The organism is Nodosilinea nodulosa PCC 7104, assembly GCF_000309385.1.
GTDB lineage: Bacteria > Cyanobacteriota > Cyanobacteriia > Phormidesmidales > Phormidesmidaceae > Nodosilinea > Nodosilinea nodulosa.
This window is the reverse complement of the sequence record NZ_JH976537.1, coordinates 3,117,339-3,133,085: the sequence shown is the minus strand read 5'-3', so window position 1 is coordinate 3,133,085 and position 15,747 is coordinate 3,117,339. Positions and strand designations below refer to the sequence as shown.

Here is a 15,747-nt window from a genome sequence, read left to right as displayed (position 1 = left end):
ATGCCGTCAGCTACCGCAGCAGCTGATCTATCATGCGGTTGGCCTGAGACTCGTAGCTACCGCCAAAGAGAGTGAAGTGGTTGAGGATGTGATAGAGGTTATACAGGGTTTTGCGCCGTCCGTAGCCAGGGGCAAGGGGATAGGTCGCGTTATAGGCATCATAAAAGGCGCTGGGAAAGCGGCCAAACAGCTCGGTCATGGCGATATCGACCTCGCGATCGCCGAAGTAGGTAGCCGGGTCTAAAATCACCGGCTCGCCGCCAGTTGTCACCGCCGCGTTGCCCGACCACAGATCGCCATGGACCAGGGCCGGAGCTGGGTTGTGGTTCGCCAGCAAATCGGGCAGCGCCATCAGCAGCTCATGCTGGCGCGGAAAACGCCCGCCCCGACGACCGGCCAGGCGAAACTGGTGGCGCAGGCGGTGCTCGCGATAGAACTCCAGCCAGGTAGCCGTCCAGGGATTGGGCTGCGGCGTTGCGCCAATGGTGTTGCCCTGGTGCCAGCCGAAGCCGCGATCGCTGGTCACCCGGTGCATAGCGGCCAGGGCTTCCCCCATTCGGCCCCAGGCGTCGCCGCCGCCACCCAGCTCCAGCCACTCCAGGGCAATGTAGGCCGACCCATCGGCGGTTCCCCAGCAGATGGGTTTGGGAACCCGAATCGTCTGGCTGTCGTACATCTCCTTCAAACCCAGGGCTTCGGCCTCAAACATCGCCACCTGCGAAGCCTGGTTGAGCTTGAGAAAAAACGACTGATGGCCGTCGCTCACCTGGTAGGCCTGGTTGATGCAACCACCCCCCACCGATCGCCGGTCGGCGATGGCGAAGCTGGTGCCGATTTTAGCGCCAATGTGCTGGGCGATCGCGGTCCACATAATTCCCTCGAACTACGCTGCTGGCTGGAGGGTGACAACCCCGTAGGCATGCCTTGACAAATGGCTCTGGGCCGCCCGCAGCACCTCTTCTACCCCAAGGCTCTGGATGTAGGCAGGGTAGTTGATACCTTCGGCAATGTCGCCCGTGAGCGTGTGGTAGTAGCCATACAAACCAGCCCGATCGCTTGGGGTTTCGTTGGCAAAGATAAACCGATTGGCCACCTGGGTCTGCACCCGGCACAGCTCCGCCTGACTCACCGGCTGCTGGGTCACCGTGGCTATGTGCTGGGCGATCGCCGCTTCCACCGCCGCCAGATGTTCCACAGGCAGCTGGGCCAGCACCATAAACACCCCCTGGTGGGCCAGGGTCATATTGCTACAGCTAATGCTGGTTACCAGCTTGCGCTCCTCCCGCAGGTCGCGCACCAGCCGCGAGGTCAGGCCCCGCCCTAAAATCGAAGCCAGGATATCCAGGCCGTAGGTGTCCTCTAGCTGCGCTACCCCAGGCACTCGCCAGGCCATCACCAGCCGCGCCTGGGTCAGGGAGGAATCGCAATGTACAGCCCGCTTTACGGTCTCGAAGGGAGCCTCCAAATCACCGGGCACCAGGGATCTAAACCGAGCGATCGAGTCGGGGGTATGCGGGGCGGGGGAGCGCTGAGCCATGGCCTGCTCAAACCCCTCGGCCACCGTGGCCATCAGCGTTTCTACCGGCAGATTGCCCACCGCCACCGCCGTCATGCTCTGGGGCTGATACCAGGTGCCATGAAACTCACGCATTTGCCCTGGGGTTAGCGTCTCTACCACCGCCGTTGGGCCCAGCACAGGGCGACGGTAGGGCAGGCGCTCAAACGCCAGTTCCATAGTGCGGGCATAGGTGCGGCGGCGAGGGTTGTCGTCGGCACGGCGAATTTCTTCTAAGATAACCGGGCGCTCGCGTTCAAAATCGTCATCACTGAGCCGGGGTGCCATCACCATCTGAATTTGCAGCGGAGCCAGCGCTACAAAATCCTGGGGCGCCGTGGTGATGTAGTACTTAGTGTAATCTTGGCTGGTGGCCGCATTGGTAAAGGCGCCCCGTTCTTCTACCCGGCGCTCAAATTCGCCGCATCGCAGCTGCTGGGTTCCCTTAAAAATCATGTGCTCCAGGAAGTGAGCCATGCCGTTGATGGCGTCATCTTCAACGGCTGAACCCACCCGTAACCAAAGGCTCAGGTTGACAACCTCCAGGGGCATTTGCTCGGCAATGACCGTAAGGCCGTTAGGCAGACGACGAATAGTGGGCGACACCAGGCGAGAAGGCAGATCAGCGGTCGCTGAGAGCAAAGCCATAGAAGAAACTTGCAACCCAAAGAAACAATAGCGCTGAGAAAGCGCGAACCTTTGAATATCTTAACGACTCAGCCGTAGGACTGAACAGTCTGCCTTGAACAATAGGCTGTCGACGTTTGCTCGCGCCCCGCCCCGCCCAGCGGCCAAAACCAATACAATTTGGCCAAACTACAGCCAGGAGCGGTTTCGGGGGGCTGAATAAAATCGCGAAAGCCAAAATCGCAAAACTCAATGGCCCATTCTGGCGAAAGTATTGTAAATTCCTGGTATGCGGACTGCTCCGGGGAGATTACATGGGAACCTGGATTAAAGAGACAGACATTGCGATTTACCTGATGCAGGGAGGATACTGGATATCTCGCATCACCAAATATCCATCCAGCAACAATCCCAAGGAGCAGGTTGTAAACATTGGCAGCATCAAATCGTGGTTTCAGCGCGACGACTACCCGCGTGCCATGACGGTATCAATCGGCACAGGTGCCCCTGAACCTCAGCCGATGCCGCCGCCACCGCCGCCACCGCCACCGCCTACAGGCAACACCATCAACGCCGCTGGTCTTGAGATTGTCAAAGGGTTTGAGGGCCTGAGCCTGAGCGCCTATCCCGATCCGGGCACGGGGGGCGAACCCTGGACGATTGGCTACGGCCATACCTCTGCCGCTGGTCCTCCCCAGGTTTACAAAGGCCTCACCATCACCCGCAGCGAGGCCGAAGAAATTCTCAAGCGCGATCTGGCTAAGTACGAAAAGACTGTGGCCAACGGGGTTACGCGTACCCCTACCAGCGATCAGTTTTCGGCCATGGTGTCGTTTACCTTCAATGTCGGCCCCGGCAATTTTCAGTCGTCTACCCTGCTGAAAAAGCACAATGCGGGTGACTTTGCTGGAGCTGCCGAGGAGTTTGGCCGCTGGGTCTATGCTGGGGGCAACGTGCTGCCCGGTCTGCAGCGGCGGCGGCGAGCCGAGCGTGCCCTATATCGCAGCGAAAACTGGCAGCAGTTTCTGTAGCCTCAGGCTTCCTCAATCAAGGGCTGTGTTGTTTAAGGCGGGGGCGATCGCGCCCGCCTTAAGCAGTCTTTAGTAGCCAAGTCTCCAGTGTCGATAGCCCCAGTGGCGCGCTGAGCTAGAGGGTTACCCCGGCCCTATTTTGCCCAGAGCGCCGACCCAGAATGGAGATACTAGGGATTGTCGCTGCGCGATTTTTTACTCTATGCCCTGGCTTGAGCGGTCATCCCTCAGGCGGTTCTTGGAGCAGTCAAAACCAGGTCGTACGGACTGCCTCGGGCCAGGGATTGGTAAGATAAATTACCATAGGTATTGTTGAGAGCTGTAAATGACTACCCCAATTATCGGTAACAACTGGGGAAAAATGGGGTGAAGCACCGATGATCAGCCATCGGTTGTGCAGCTGCTGCCCCGATCGCTCCCGATAAAAAGCTCTCTCTGGGTATTGGCCATATCAGTCGGCCCCTCTGGGTTCATCGGCCTGACCACGCTATTTATTTTGGCCATAGCTACCGATTTGGATCGAGCACTGCGGTCACGTCTGCCCTCAAGAGCCTGTGTATGACCGACGATGGGATGTCCATGGCCCCTGACCATAGAGCGCCTAGAGGGCGCAAACAGACGCCAACGGCTGGCCAAATCAGCGCGTTACAGGCCTCTGAGCAACATTTTGAGGCCGTGCTTGAAACCATGTCCCTGGCCGGTTTGGTTGTCGATGCCAAAGGCCGCATTTTGCTCTGCAACGACTACCTGCTCACTCTGACTGGCTGGCAACGCCACGACGTAATGGGTCGCAGCTGGCTAGAACTTTTTGTTCCGCCGGAAAATCGAAAGGCGCTGAAAACTCTCTTTACGGCGGCGATCGCCCAAGGGCAGTGCCCCACCCACTACGAAAATGAAATTCTGACCCGCAGCGGCGATCGCCGCCTGATTGCCTGGAACAATACATTCTTTGCCAGCCCCGATGGTTGCGTTCAGCGCATCACCTGCATTGGCCAGGACATTACCGACCAGCGCCAGGCCCATCACCGCCTGCAAGAAAGCGAGTGCCGCCTCCAAAAGGTAGCCGCTAGCCTGCCGGGAGCAGCGCTGCGCTACGTCCTGGCGGCCTCAGGCAGCGAGGCAATCACCTATATTAGCCAGGGTTGTGCTCAAATTTGGGAGCTTGAGCCAACTCAGATTCAGGCCCGGCCCGAACTGCTGTGGCAAACCATCCATCCCGATGACCGCGAAGCCGTGCGGCAGCTAATTCAGCATTCTGGCGAAACCCTCACGCCCTGTTTTTGCGAGTGGCGCATTTCAACCCCGTCAGGGCAGCAAAAGTGGCTTCAGGGCATGGGCCGCCCTGAGCCCCTGGCCAACGGTGCCATCGCCTGGGATGCCGTTGTGCTCGACGTCAGCGATCGCAAGCAGACCGAGCAGGCCTTGCATGACGCCCACCAGCAGATGCAGGCGTTTATCGACAATACCCCTGCCCTTGTCAACATATTTGATGCGGACGGCCGCTATCTGCGGGTCAACCAGGCCACCGCCAACCAGCTAGGCCTGCGCCCCGAGGAAATTACCGGCAAATCCTTTGCCGATCTGCTGCCAGCCTCGGTCGCCAACACCTTTATGGATCGGGTTAGGCAGCTAGTCGCCACTCAAACTCCCCTCACCGTCAAAGATACCCTTGTGCTCAACGGTGAACAAAAGGTGTATAGCTCGGTGCTCTTTCCGGTCAGCATCGGCAGCGATGGCAGCCCAATTTTTGGCTCAGTGGCCACCGACATTACCCCTCTGGTAAAGGCTCAAATGGCACTGCGCCGTCAGGCCGAAGAGGAGCGCCTGATTCGCACTATCACCCAGCATATCCATCAGTCCCTGGATGTTAACCAGATTTTGCAAACTACCGTAACCGAGGTGCGGCAGTTTTTGCAGACCGACCGGGTGCTCATTTACCGATTTAACGCCGACTTCAGCGGCACCATGGTGGTCGAGGCTGTGCTGCCCCCCTGGCAGTCCACCCTGGGCATCACCGTGGAAGACACCTGTTTTCGCAATATCCCTGGGCTGGTCGATCGCTACCGCCAGGGCCACTCCCACCGACTCAACGATGTGCAGCAGGCCTCCATCGCCCCCTGCTACCGCGATCTGCTGGCTCGTTTTCAGGTCCGGGCCAGCCTGGTTGTGCCTATCCACTGCGGCGGCCAGCTGTGGGGACTGCTGTGCGCCCACCACTGCCGAGGGCCGCGCCTGTGGCAGCCGAAAGAAAGCGCTCTGCTATCTCAGCTCGCCGACCAGGTCGCCATCGCCCTTCAGCAAAGTCAGCTGCTGACCCAAACCGCCGATCTGGCTCGTCAGGAAAAGCTGCTCAACAACATCATCAACGCCATTAGCGACAGTCTGGACCTGGACACCCTGCTGCAGCGAACGGCCACCGAAATGCTGCACACCTTCAAGGCCAGCCGCAGTTTGGTGATTCTGTGCCGGGCCACCGACGCCTATCTGGTCCACACCAACGCGGTCAGTATGCCCGGCTGGGAGAGCTTGCAGGACCAGGTGATCCCCATTGAGGGCAACCCCCACGCGCAGCAAGTTCTAGGCCAGAAAGCTGCGGTAGTGGTCAACGACGTTACCCAGGAGCCAAGTCTGATCCCCAACTTGGCCCTGGCCTTAGACCTCAAAATTGGGGCAATTTTAGCGGTCTCCATTCGCTATCGCGGCGTGGTCAAGGGTATTCTCAGCGTGCATCAGTGCCCTGGCCCGCGCCAGTGGCTCCAGGCCGAAGTCAAGCTGATTGAGCGGCTGGCCGATCACCTGGCGATCGCCATTCACCAGGCCGAACTCTACGCCCAGGCCCAAACCGAGCTGGCGGAGCGCAAACGTTTAGAGGCCCAGCTGCGCTACGATGCCTTCCACGATCGCCTCACTGGTCTGCCCAACCGAGCGCTGTTTTTAGAGCGCCTGGCCCAGGCCATCGAGCAGCTCCAGCGCCACTGCCAGCACCATTTGCCCCTGGCTCTTCCCGCGCTCAATAGCTCCCCCGCTCCCTGCTGCGGTCGCCAGTTTGCCCTGCTGTTTCTCGACCTAGACCGATTCAAAGTGATCAACGACAGCCTGGGGCACGCCATTGGCGATCAGCTGCTTCAGGTGGTCGCTCAACGGCTCCAGACCTGCCTGCGCCCGGTGGACATAGCCGCCCGCCTGGGGGGCGACGAGTTTGTCGTACTGCTGGCCAACCTCAGCGACGCCACCGCTGCCATTACCATGGCCCAGCGCATTCACGCCAGCCTCGAAGCCCCAGTGCGGCTGGAAGGACACGAGGTTTTTATCCACGCCAGCATTGGCATTGCCCTCAGCTCTGCGGCCTACACCGACCCCAACCAGGTGCTGCGCGACGCCGACATCGCCATGTACAAAGCCAAGGGCAGCAACCGTGAGTACGCTATTTTTGACGCCCCTATGCACAGTCTGGTAGTGCAGCAAATGCAGCTAGAAAACAGCCTGTGCCGGGCCCTGGAGCGTTCAGAGCTGCGGCTCCACTACCAGCCCATCATCAGTCTAGCCACGGGCCAGGTGCAGGGGTTTGAGGCCCTGGTGCGCTGGCAGCACCCCAGCGGAAAGCTGGTGCCTCCCCTAGACTTTATTCCCATCGCTGAAAATACCGGACTGATTACCGCCCTCGACCTGTGGACGTTAAATGAAGCCTGCCGCCAGCTCAGCCGCTGGCACCAGCAGTTTTCCGCCAGTCAGCCCCCCACCGTTAGCGTCAATCTCTCGGGGAAACAGTTCGTGCGTCCCGATTTAATTCAGCAGATCGACCAGGCGCTAGACCGCAATGGCCTCCAGGGGCAGCACCTCAAGATCGAAATCACCGAGAGCGTGCTGATTCAAAATGCCCAGCTCGCGATCGATCTGCTCAAACAGCTTCGCCAGCGCGGCATTCAGGTTTGCATGGATGACTTTGGCACCGGCTACTCCTCCCTCAGCTACCTGCACCGATTTCCCATTGATGTGCTCAAAATCGACAAGTCCTTTATTACCAACTTACACAACCCCGAGCCCAGCCAAGGCGACTACGAAATTGTTAAGGCCATCATTAGCCTGGCCACCAACCTTAACTTAACGGTGGTGGCCGAAGGTCTTGAGACCGCCTGTCAGGCTCGCTACCTCAAGGCGCACCACTGCCAGGGGGGGCAGGGCTATTACTTCTCTAGGCCTCTCTCGGTAGAGGCAGCAACGGTCTTTATCCAGCAGCTCAGCAACTCGCCTGCGGCTAAAACGGAAACGGCTTATAGGGAATCCACTGGGCCCACAGCTTAGACAGGGTGCCGTTGACAATGAGCTGGTTGAGGGCGTGGTTGAGGGCCTCCAATAGTTCACGGTTGCCAGGCAATACTCCAATGCCAAAGGGGTGCTGACTGGGCATCTGAAAGGCCACTCGCAGGGTATTGGTATCGGCCTCGGCGGTCAGCAGCGGCAGGGCATCGCCCACCAGGGCATCGATCGCGCCCTGCCCCAGAGCTGTGAGCAGAGTAGGCAGCGTCTGATCTGGCCCGGTAAACGGCACCCACTCCAGGTCTGGCAGCGCTTCGGTGAGGGTTAGTGGCGTGCTGCCAGCCAGGGTGCCCAACCGCTTACCCGCCAGGTCCGAGGCCGCATAGATGGGGCTGTCTTCGCGCACCAGCACGGCCTCGTCGAAACGACCGTAGGGGCGGGTAAAATCGGCCCAGGCGCGGCGATCTTGGGTAATGGCCTGACTAAACCAGACGACATCGTAGTCACCGCTGCTCAGGGTCGGGTAAAACTGCTCGGGGGCAGTGTCAAACCATACCGGCTCTAGCTGCAAAATCTCGCCTACCGCTCGGGCCACGGCTGGTTCGTACCCCAGGCGATCGCCCTCCTGAATAAAACTCATGGGGCGAGCATCAAAATCGCTGGCAATAATCGCTAGTTGACCGGGACGAACGGTGGTAAAGTCCATAACCACGCAAAAAGACCTAAGAGTATTGTGACACCAAACCTGTTACCGCTATGGGGGCTGTCTCCCCCTAAAGCTTCCCGGTCTCGGTCCCTTGAAATCGCCCCCTATTCGTGGAATGGTGAGGACAGTATTGTAAGCATGCGCGAGAGCTGAATGACTGTTGGTAACCCTGCCTCCGATCCGGCCTTTGAGCCTTTACGCACCTTTCGACCGCTCCTGCTCAAGGCCCACAAGATTTTGATGGATGCGGAGAAAGACCGCTACGAAGCCCACCACGGCGCGATCGCCACCAAAGGCGACTACCTGCGCCTAGTCCTGGAGCATGAGCAGTTTAGCTGGCTGCGGCCTATTTCTCAGCTAATCGTACAAATTGACGAGGTGCTGATGTCGAAGCAGCCCCAGCCCCAGGAGCGCGCGTCTGAGCTGCTCAACCAGGCCCGCCACCTGCTGCACGACACCGAAATTGGCCAAGTCTTTCAAGATCGGACCCAGCTGGTGGCGCGCAGCAACCCCGAAATGGCGGCCATGACCCAGCGCATGGACGAGCTCATGCAGCCCTACGGTCCTGAGCAGGGGAGCAGCGCCACCTAATCTAGGGCACCCACGTGCAAGCGGCCATCCTGTGCAAAGATAATAAGACCGTAAACAGAAAGCTTCCACCTGGGTGCCAGGCGCTAGGGAGGACTGAGTAAGAGCGAGTGTGTGCTATGAATGTTGGCGATCGCGTCCGAATCAAAGAATCGATTATTTTTTATCACCACCCGCTGCACCGCAACGAAGCCTTCGATGCCAAGGGGTTGGAGGGGGTGATTGTGAATATTCTCACCGACTATAAGGGTCGCCCCATTAGCCCTAACTTCCCGGTTCAAGTTGAGTTTGCCGTTGAGGGGGCCAAGCGCCCTATGCGGGCCCACCTCAAGCGGGACGAGCTGGAGAGCATTTAGCCGATAGGGCCAGAAAGGCTTGCGGCTGGCCCTATCGGGGCAGGCTGCGGTTAAACCAGCTCAGCAGGTTTAGCTCCGATCGCATCTGCTCCAGATCCCGCCGATTGGCCGCTGCCACCTGGTGATACCAATGGCAGTAGTCCTCCAGGCGGGCGCGGTGCTCTAGCTCTAGCCGAAAGTCCTGGGCGGCCTGATGCAGCTCCAGATATTCGGCTACGTCCTGGGGTGTCGCTAGCGATCGCGGCGTTAGGTACTCAAACATAAAAGCCCGGCGAGACACAGAGGTATCATAACCCGCTGATTTGGCCAGGGTGGACTGGGGGCGCCACGGGCTGCGGCTATCTTTCAGTCCCTAGGTCGCCGCCTGGTCCGCTCTCAACCCTTAGCTTTTCCCGGCCCCAAGTAGGGCCGCCACGGCCACACAGCCCCAGCCGACCATCAGCACCGCACCGCCGAGGGGGGCAATCGCTCCCAACAGGTTTTGTCCGGTCAGCGCCAGGGCGTAGAGACTGCCCGAAAAGACCACCGTACCGACTACAAAGGCCCATCCTGCCGCTGTCAGCAACCCCGGTGCCCCCAGGCCCTGACTGCCCACCAGGGCGACCAGCAGCAGGGCCAGGGCGTGGTACATCTGGTAGCGAGCGCCGGTTTCAAAGACGGCCAGCAGGCGATCGCTGAGCTGAGCCCGCAGGGCGTGGGTGGCAAAGGCCCCTGCGGCCACGGCAGTGCCGCCGAAAATCGCCGCGATCGCAATCAACAGTCGCTCTATTGCCATGGTCTTCTAGGACGCCTCGCGCACCGCTTCTACCAGGCGAGAGAAGTAGAACTGGGTCTTGGTCATGGCCCGCCGCTCAATGCGCCAGCCGTCAGCCTCCAGCGCCTTCACAATATCGGCCTCCCGGTGCAGATAGGCGCGAGTCGCCTTACTCGGCCCCGGGAAAAACTCTCCCACCTTCTTCAGGGCGCTGTAGAACGCCGTCTTGGGGGCAAAACTCATGATCAGACGAGACTCAGCCAGCGAGCTCAAATGGCTGATCATCGCCTGCACCTTATCCTGGGGATAGTGAATCAGCACGTCTAGACAAACAACCGTGTGGAATCGACCGCTGAGCTCTTCTAGGTCCCTAACTTCAAAGGTAGGCAGGTTCTCGCCACCCAACACCACCTCAGCCCGACGCTGGGCCTCTTCTACCATTTTGGCGGAGATGTCGCTGGCGTAGACCTTAGCCCCCGCCTGAGCCAGCGGAATGGCCAGACTGCCAACCCCGCAGCCAGCATCGCAGCAGGTGAGGCCGGCCAGGTTGCCGTCGGCCTCCAGCCAGTCCAGCAGAGTATCCACGGTGCGCTGGTGGCCCTTGCGAATATCGAGCTGAACCTTGTTGACTTCGCCATCCCCGTAGATGCGCTGCCAGCGGTCAAAACCAATGGCGTTGAAATATTCACGAACTACGGTCTTATCGTCGGTGACAGGCATGGGCTGGGGGTAAATGTGCGAACTTCTGTAAAATTCTATGACGTTTTGCTCAGCCAAAACCGCCCGCAACGAAACTCAACCTTCAACATCAATCTTCGACAGCTGCCTGCAATACCGTCTACCCATGCTGGCCAGTATTCGAAGGCTGGAAATATACCGACCATTCCAGCTGCCTGGCCCCCTCTCTCCTCTGATCCTTCGCGATTGGCAACAGTCGCCACCCTTGTGCCGCAGTCTACTAGGGCCACGTCGCCCCCTCGGCGACCCCGCAGTGGCATGATGGGAAGGCACATCCGACAGACGCGAAGGCCCCATTGAAAGTATGGCTGAGACTATGGTCCTCCCAGAGGTTGGCATCATTATGGGCAGCGACTCAGACCTGCCCACCATGGCAGCGGCGATCGAGGTCTGCACCGAGTTTGGCATCGCCCACGAGGTGGCCATTGTGTCGGCTCACCGCACGCCAGAGCGCATGGTCACCTATGCCCAAACCGCCCGCGATCGCGGTCTAAAAGTCATCATTGCCGGCGCGGGCGGTGCAGCCCACCTGCCGGGCATGGTTGCCGCCCTCACTCCCCTGCCGGTCATTGGCGTACCCGTAGTGAGCCGCACCATGCAGGGGCTCGATTCGCTCTACTCCATCGTTCAGATGCCTGCGGGCATTCCCGTTGCCACTGTGGCCATTGGCAACGCCAAAAATGCCGGACTGCTGGCGGTGCAGATCTTGGCCACAGGCCGCCCTGCCCTGCTCGATCGGGTGACCCAGTACCGCCGCGACCTCGAAGCCTCAGTACTGGGCAAACAGCAACAACTCGAACGGCTTGGCCCTCAAGGCTATCTGCAAAATCAGATTTAGGGGTGCAAACGATTCACCTAAATCCAGATTCTCTTTTAACTTGCTTTGACAAACGACTAATTTATGGTTAATTGACCCCAGGTTTTTGAGGCTAAACGGGGGATATCGCGGCTTCAGAGGGTGTTGTGTATCGCCCGATACAGATTGACGGTCTCAGAATTGATGGAATCAACTTGTTCTGTCTACACGCAAATTCCTCTGCCTGCTAATTGTCGAAAAAAGGTCCAGGCAGATCGGCGTAAGTTTCTAAAGGCATTTTTTCAGCTAGCATTAGCTGCCGTCAGAAACTTACGGCTTTTGCACATCAGTTCGCAGAATCCATCTATTCTGTGAGCTTTAGCTCCCATACGGGTCTGCCTCACTGCTCTAGGGCTAAAGAGTCAGGCCTAGAAACGGTAGGCCGTGTTCACTGTCTGATTGTGTTGAAGGAACGTCTGTTGAGATGTCTAATCTAGTGTTGCGTAATCGTTCTAGGTTCCGGAAGCGGTCTAAAACCGGCTTCTGGGACACCAGCGTGCCGCCCTTTGATGAGGCGATTAAGCGTCTGTTTGGCCGCGTTGGCGGCTGGGCTTGGGTAGCCTGCATTCCTCTAGCGCTGGTTATTGTGGTCACTTGGGGAGTAGCGGCCCAGGCTCAAGAAGAGTTGACTGCTGCTGATGTGCAAACCACCCTAGACAATATCTGGGTGCTGATTGCAGCATTCCTGGTTATCTTCATGAACGCCGGTTTCGCCATGGTTGAAACTGGTTTCTGCCGCCAAAAGAATGCCGTTAACGTACTCACCAAAAACCTGGTTGTTTTTGCATTGGCCACCCTTTCCTTCTGGTTTATTGGGTTCTCGCTGATGTTTGGTGCCAACGGCAACGGCTGGGTCGGCTGGGGGAGTTTCTTCCTCGGTGGTGCCCCCGATCTATACGGACTCAGCGAAGGCGGTCTGACTAAAGATACATTTTTCCTCTTCCAGGTCGCCTTCGCCGGTACCGCTGCAACCATTGTGTCTGGGGCTGTAGCCGAGCGCATCAAGCTGATTGACTTCCTGATCTTCAGCGTCTTGCTGACCGCCATTGCTTACCCCATCACAGGCCACTGGGTTTGGGGCGGTGGCTGGCTGAGCGCGATTGGTTTCCACGACTTTGCAGGTTCCACCGTTGTGCACTCCGTCGGGGGTTGGGCCGCTCTGATGGGTGCTGCTTTTCTGGGACCCCGGATGGGCAAATATACCGCAGAGGGGCAGGTTAGCGCTCTGCCCGGGCACAACTTGAGCATTGCCACCCTGGGTTGCCTAATTTTGTGGATTGGCTGGTTTGGATTCAACCCCGGTTCTGAACTGGCTGCCGACTCCGCTGTGCCTTACATTGCTGTTACCACCAACCTAGCCGCAGCAGCGGGTGGGTTAGCCGCCACATTTACCTCCTGGATTCTCAGCGGCAAGCCTGACCTGTCGATGAGCATCAACGGTATTTTGGCTGGCCTGGTAGGTATTACCGCTGGCTGCTATGTCGTAGGCTATGCCGGTGCTTTTTGGATTGGTCTAATCGCAGGCATCATCGTGGTGTTCTCGGTGGGCTTCTTCGACAGCATCAAGATTGACGACCCCGTGGGCGCTACCTCAGTTCACCTAGTTTGCGGTATTTGGGGCACCCTGGCGGTAGGGCTGTTCGCCAACCCCAATAACTTTCCCCAAGCTGGCGAAGGCATTTCCGGGCTGTTCTACGGCGGTGGTGTCGGTCAGCTGGGCGCTCAAATCCTTGGTATCTTGAGCATCGGATTGTTCACCGTGGTTATATCTTCGATTTTCTGGCTGATTCTGAAGTCCACCATGGGCCTTCGGGTGAGTGCAGAGGAGGAGATGAAGGGGTTGGACATTGGCGAGCACGGCATGGAAGCCTACAGTGGCTTTCTCAAGGACACCTCAGACATGACCGGCGTGATGTAGACGTCCCGCATTAGTCGGGTGACGACCTCGAACTATGCGTTTTGATTTCTAATTGCTCTGGTTAGAATCAGTCCCTCACATCTTCTAAATGTCTGGATTTCTAAGCGCCTGGGCACAGTGCTCAGGCGCTTAGTTTTTGGCTTCTAAAGCCCCCAGGGCAGAGATCAAGCTAGGCTCAGAGCCGATTTTGGCAAATGGTTACAATGTGTCTTAGGTGCAGGGGGCAACTGGTAGGCTAGGTGAAAGTAACTGCTGCCGATGCGAGCGGGTTTCACCGGGGTTCACCCTGAATACCGATGTAAAACCTTATAAATCGACGGTTCTCTACCCTGAACCATGAGCCATTCCACATCTGTGGTGGAAGAATTGCTAAGCGCAATTCCCCAGCTTAGACCAAGCCTCTATTTCAAAACCTCGCTAACCGCGTTGTCCCACGCGATGGAGGATCACGTACTGGCAGGAACGGCAAAGTTTTTAGTGATTGCCAGTTTTCAGCAGGAGCGGTTTTATCTGCAAGAGGCCAACCGCTATCTGCGCATTGCGGAGCTGACCGACCAGGTCTATGTGCTGTCGGCCCTGGGCACGAGCTTTGCGAGTCGGTCAGAAAACTATGAAACCGTTGCCTTTGATGCCAATGACACCCTCACCCAGGAGTGGCACCTGGTGGTGATTGGGCCTGACTACCATGCCTGTTTAATCTGCCGGGAGCGATCGCCGATACCCGCCACCGATGGCCCGCCCCTCGATCAGACCCGCCGCTTTGAAGGGATCTGGACCCAGGATCAATACGTTACCCAAACCGCAGCAGCCCTACTGCTCGATCGCATCGTTGGTTACCGCCCCGATCTGGCTGACAAAGTTGCGATCGCACGCCAGCGCTATATCGACCCTGCCCTGCCCCCCTCCGAGCACCTCGACGGCAGGGGTGGACCCGACCCCTTTACCCAGCGCTTAGTGACCTATCTCCAGGCGGGGCAGTACAAACTGCTCAAGGCCTACAAAGCCATTACGGCCCAGGAGCGGCGGGAGCGCCTGGTCAACTCCATTACCTCGGTCGTGCGCCAGTCCCTCGACGCTGACGAGATTTTTGCCAAGGCGGCCCAGGAACTGGGGCAGGCGCTACAGGTGTGCCGCTGTTTAATCTACCCCTGTAGCGCCACCGATGCCGCCGTGGTGATTGCCCACCAGCATCTCAATGGCGCCGTAGATTCGCTGCTGGGGGAAACCTGGCCCCTGGCCACCAACCCGCTGTTTGACTACGTTCAAGACACCAAAGAGACCATCGCCATTGCCGATACCCAATCGCGCGACTCGCCCTTTCGCTACGAATTAGAGGCCATTCAACCGCTGATCGAGCGGTGGCAGATTCAGTCGTGGCTAATTGTGCCCCTCACCTACCAGGGCCGCCTGGTGGGCATGATCGAGCTGCACCACTGCCAGCCCCAGCCCTACGAGTGGAGCGAAGACGATACGGCTCTGGTGGATGCGATCGCAACCCAACTCAGCGTCGCCATTATTCAGGCCGAGGCCTACGCCAACCTGCAAGACCTCAACCAGCAGCTGGAGGCCCTCGATCGCACCCGCGCCAACCTGATTGCGATTACTGGCCACGAGCTGCGCACCCCCCTCTCCACCATTCAGGTCTGCCTCGAAAGCCTGTCCACCGAGCCAGACATGCCCAACGAGCTGCGGCAGATTATGCTGCAATCGGCCCTCGAAGACGCCGAGCGCATGCGCAAGCTGGTGCAAGATTTTCTCACCCTATCGCGGCTTGAGAGCGGTCGAGTCGAATGGAATCTGGAGTCGCTTTCGATTCAGGAATGCGTGGATTTAGCCCTGAGCAGTCTTCACGGTAGCCAGGACGGTGCCGCCACCCCCACCATTAGCGTCAAAATTCCCAAGCAAGTGCCCCTGGTGCGCGCTGACGGCGAGTGGCTGGTGGAAGTCCTCGCCAAGCTGCTCGACAATGCCCAAAAATTTACCCCCGCCACCGGCAAAATTACCATTCAGGTGACTCGCTCCAGCCCCACCCATCTCCAGGTCACCATTGCCGACACCGGGCGCGGCATTGAACCCAACCGTCTCCAGGTCGTGTTCGATCGCTTTTACCAGGAAGAGGGGGCGCTGCGCCGCACCACCGGGGGAACCGGCCTGGGCCTGGCCATGTGCCGCCAGATTGTAGAGGGGCTAGGCGGCACGATTTGGGCAGAATCAGCGGGCAAAAATAAAGGGAGTCAGTTCCACTTTACGGTTCCCATTGCCCAGGGCAAGCTAGACGGGCGCAGCCGCCGCTCTGCGCAGGCGGTGGCCCAGCAGCCCGCTACCCTACCGGGCCACCCTTCGGTGCTGCTCGACGACTGA

13 protein-coding genes are annotated in these 15,747 nt (G+C 58.7%); 7 read left to right on the top strand and 6 right to left on the bottom strand.

Features of this window, described 5'->3' with window-relative positions; all coding sequences use genetic code 11:
- Positions 1–10: 10 nt before the first annotated feature.
- Entirely contained in the window at positions 11–871 is an 861-nt protein-coding gene (locus tag LEPTO7104_RS0114465; RefSeq protein ID WP_017299300.1) for a fructosamine kinase family protein, read from the bottom strand.
- 12 nt (positions 872–883) lie between these two features.
- Positions 884–2,203 (bottom strand): M16 family metallopeptidase, encoded by a 1,320-nt coding sequence (locus LEPTO7104_RS0114460; protein WP_017299299.1) that lies wholly within the window; start codon positions 2,201–2,203, stop codon positions 884–886.
- Between the two features lie 293 nt (positions 2,204–2,496).
- On the opposite strand from LEPTO7104_RS0114460, the gene LEPTO7104_RS0114455 reads away from it, so the two are divergent.
- A complete protein-coding gene (locus LEPTO7104_RS0114455) occupies positions 2,497–3,213 on the top strand; it encodes a glycoside hydrolase family protein (protein WP_017299298.1) in 717 nt (238 codons plus the stop codon).
- Between the two features lie 558 nt (positions 3,214–3,771).
- Positions 3,772–7,515, top strand: a complete 3,744-nt coding sequence (locus tag LEPTO7104_RS36995) for an EAL domain-containing protein (protein ID WP_017299296.1) — start codon at positions 3,772–3,774, stop codon at positions 7,513–7,515.
- Here LEPTO7104_RS36995 and LEPTO7104_RS0114440 read toward each other — a convergent pair.
- Positions 7,469–8,176, bottom strand: a complete 708-nt coding sequence (locus tag LEPTO7104_RS0114440; protein ID WP_017299295.1) for a substrate-binding periplasmic protein — start codon at positions 8,174–8,176, stop codon at positions 7,469–7,471. The genes LEPTO7104_RS36995 and LEPTO7104_RS0114440 overlap by 47 nt on opposite strands.
- Positions 8,177–8,329: 153 nt before the next feature.
- On the opposite strand from LEPTO7104_RS0114440, the gene LEPTO7104_RS33905 reads away from it, so the two are divergent.
- Together LEPTO7104_RS33905 and LEPTO7104_RS0114430 are read left to right on the top strand one after the other, a co-directional pair.
- Entirely contained in the window at positions 8,330–8,767 is a 438-nt protein-coding gene (locus LEPTO7104_RS33905) for a hypothetical protein (RefSeq protein WP_017299294.1), read from the top strand.
- 116 nt (positions 8,768–8,883) lie between these two features.
- Positions 8,884–9,120, top strand: a complete 237-nt coding sequence (locus LEPTO7104_RS0114430; protein WP_017299293.1) for a ferredoxin-thioredoxin reductase variable chain — start codon at positions 8,884–8,886, stop codon at positions 9,118–9,120.
- 31 nt (positions 9,121–9,151) lie between these two features.
- On the opposite strand, the gene LEPTO7104_RS0114425 is transcribed toward LEPTO7104_RS0114430, so the two are convergent.
- The 3 genes from LEPTO7104_RS0114425 to bchM all read right to left on the bottom strand — a co-directional run bounded on the left by LEPTO7104_RS0114425 (position 9,152) and on the right by bchM (position 10,594).
- The gene (locus tag LEPTO7104_RS0114425; RefSeq protein ID WP_155523641.1) at positions 9,152–9,400 is read right to left on the bottom strand and encodes a hypothetical protein; all 249 of its coding nucleotides are present in this window, start codon (positions 9,398–9,400) and stop codon (positions 9,152–9,154) included.
- A 102-nt stretch (positions 9,401–9,502) separates the two neighbouring features.
- A complete protein-coding gene (locus LEPTO7104_RS0114420) occupies positions 9,503–9,895 on the bottom strand; it encodes a DUF423 domain-containing protein (RefSeq protein ID WP_017299291.1) in 393 nt (130 codons plus the stop codon).
- A gap of 6 nt (positions 9,896–9,901) precedes the next feature.
- The gene (gene bchM, locus LEPTO7104_RS0114415) at positions 9,902–10,594 is read right to left on the bottom strand and encodes a magnesium protoporphyrin IX methyltransferase (protein ID WP_017299290.1); all 693 of its coding nucleotides are present in this window, start codon (positions 10,592–10,594) and stop codon (positions 9,902–9,904) included.
- Positions 10,595–10,928: 334 nt separating this feature from the next.
- On the opposite strand from bchM, the gene purE reads away from it, so the two are divergent.
- The 3 genes from purE (at position 10,929) to LEPTO7104_RS0114400 (ending at position 15,747) form a co-directional block, all read left to right on the top strand.
- Entirely contained in the window at positions 10,929–11,450 is a 522-nt protein-coding gene (purE, locus tag LEPTO7104_RS0114410; protein ID WP_017299289.1) for a 5-(carboxyamino)imidazole ribonucleotide mutase, read from the top strand.
- Between the two features lie 442 nt (positions 11,451–11,892).
- Entirely contained in the window at positions 11,893–13,386 is a 1,494-nt protein-coding gene (locus tag LEPTO7104_RS0114405; RefSeq protein WP_083887070.1) for an ammonium transporter, read from the top strand.
- Positions 13,387–13,722: 336 nt separating this feature from the next.
- Positions 13,723–15,747, top strand: a complete 2,025-nt coding sequence (locus tag LEPTO7104_RS0114400) for a DICT sensory domain-containing protein (RefSeq protein ID WP_026072710.1) — start codon at positions 13,723–13,725, stop codon at positions 15,745–15,747.